The sequence below is a fragment of the Saccharothrix xinjiangensis genome, assembly GCF_039527585.1.
Lineage (GTDB): Bacteria > Actinomycetota > Actinomycetes > Mycobacteriales > Pseudonocardiaceae > Actinosynnema > Actinosynnema xinjiangensis.
On sequence record NZ_BAAAKE010000068.1, the window covers coordinates 1 to 2,061 of the forward strand.

Below are 2,061 nucleotides of genomic sequence, written 5' to 3' on the forward strand. Positions count from 1 at the left end.
CCGGCAGACGTGCCCGCGCCGGACGCGTCAGGCGCGGACGGCGGCGCATCACCCGCAGCACGCTCTGCTGTGTGGGCAGCGGAGCCCCTTTTTCCTCCAGGTCCGCGAGGCGCACCTGGACGAGCTGGTCCGCGTCCCGCTGCTGGCCACCATCGCGGCGATCGTGTTCCGGCAACAGGGCGACCGGCCGCTGCCCGACAACCAGTACGAGCTGTACGAGGCCTACCTGGCCTACCTGAAGTCGGCGCGCACGTCCACGAGCCCGTTCGAGCAGCACGGCGACGCGCTGCTGGAGCACCTCGGCCGCACCCGCCTGGAGACCGACGACTCCTTGGCGGGGGCGGCGCACGACTGGGTCCGTGCCCACCTCGGCGTCGGCGCCCGGCGCGATGACCCGGTCGCCTTCCTCGCCTCGGTCGGCCCGCTGGTGCGCCACGACGACGAGCTCCGCTTCCTGCACCACAGCTTCGCCGAGCACCTGGCCGCCACCGCCCGGGCCCGCCTGCTGCCCGAGCGGTTCTCCGCCGACCACGACGAGTTCGCGCACCTGCTCCACGCGGCCCGACCCGAGGAGCGCGGCGAGCACGCCCGGACCGTGCTGCTCCACTACACCCGGCTGCGACCCGACCAGGCGGACGCCCTGCTCGGGTCGCTGCACGCTGGCGACGCGGAGCAGCACCTGCTGGCGGCGCGGCTGCTGGCCAGGCGGGCGCCGGCGAGCAGGCGCTTCCTGGACGGCTTCCTGGCGACCGCCCGGGACTGGGCCGTGACGACCAGGAGCCCCGCCCTGGCCATCGTGGCCCAGGCGAGCCGCGCCACCCACCACCCCGGCCTCGTCGACTGGCTGACCGGTCTGGTGCGCGCCGGGCAGGCGCCGTGGACATCCCGGGTGGAGGCCGCCACGGCCCTGGCCACCCGGCTGCGCGGCCCGCACTCGGTCGCGGCGGTCGCCTTCCTCCGCGACCTCGTCGACGATCCCGACGCGGCGGTCGACCAGCGGCTAGGGCGTGTCCTCAAAGCCAGATGAGCAGTGTGGCGAGGTCGATCATGCCTCGGTAGGAGGTGGCTGTCTTGTCGAAGCGGGTGGCGATGGCGCGGAACTGCTTGAGCCGGTTGAAGCAACGCTCGACCACGTTGCGGCGCTTGTAGGCGGTGCGGTCGAAAGCCGGTGGGCGACCACCGGCCCGGCCACGGCGCAGCCGGTTGGCCTGCTGGTCCCGCCGTTCGGGAAGGGTCGCCGGGATGCGGCGTTTACATAGGTAAGTGCGGATGGCGCGGCTGGAGTAGCCCTTGTCCGCGATCACCCGGCTCGGCCGCGTGGCGGGCCGTCCCGGTCCCCGCCGGTCGAATCGGATACCGGCCATGACCCGGGTGAACACGGTGCAGTCGTTGACGTTGCCGCCGGTCAGGACGACCGACAGGGGTCTGCCACGGCCGTCGCACGCGAGGTGGATCTTGGTGCTGGGTCCGCCTCGGGAGCGGCCGATGGCATGATCACCTGGCTCGCTGTGCCCGCCGCACGACCCGACCGCCCCCCGTGTGGGACACGGTCGCGCGACGGGCGCCGGCGGCGTGCTGATGGGCGCGCACGATGCCGGAATCGACCGCGACCTCGCGGTCGAGCTCGTCGATCGCCTCGGCGATCACCCGCACCTTCGACACGAGCGTGGTGAGGGTGCCGTTGCGCGACCAGCGCCAGAACCGGTTGTAGACCGTCTTCCACGGCCCGTAGCGTTCGGGCAGGTCACGCCAGGCCACGCCGGTCTTCGCCTTGAACAACATCCCGTTGACCACCCGACGGTCGTCCACCCGCGGACGCCCCTTCACGCCCGAAGCGGGCAGCAACGGCTCGATCGCCCGCCACTGCTCATCGGTCAACTCGTGCCTGCGAATCACGACCCGACATCAAAGCAGATCGACCACACCTGCTTTGAGGACAGGGCCTAGGGGCTGTTTGGGGTTCGGATCTAGGTGGGGTCCGGTGGTGTGCTGGTGGGGCTGGTAGAACACGGGTGTGGCGCGTTTTGATCTGACCGATGCCGAGTGGGCGTTGATCGAGCC

Annotated in this window: 1 protein-coding gene and 1 pseudogene; one reads left to right on the forward strand and one right to left on the reverse strand. The window is 71.9% G+C overall.

Annotated elements, in window-relative coordinates:
* A partial coding sequence (locus ABD223_RS43230; RefSeq protein ID WP_344044163.1) for an NACHT domain-containing protein occupies positions 1 to 1,027 on the forward strand: 1,027 nt, incomplete at its 5' end.
* Here the strand turns inward: ABD223_RS43230 and ABD223_RS43235 are convergent.
* Positions 1,014 to 1,896, reverse strand: a pseudogene (locus tag ABD223_RS43235) (IS5 family transposase). The gene ABD223_RS43230 and the pseudogene ABD223_RS43235 sit on opposite strands and share 14 nt — an antisense overlap.
* Between the last annotated feature and the right edge of the window lie 165 nt (positions 1,897 to 2,061).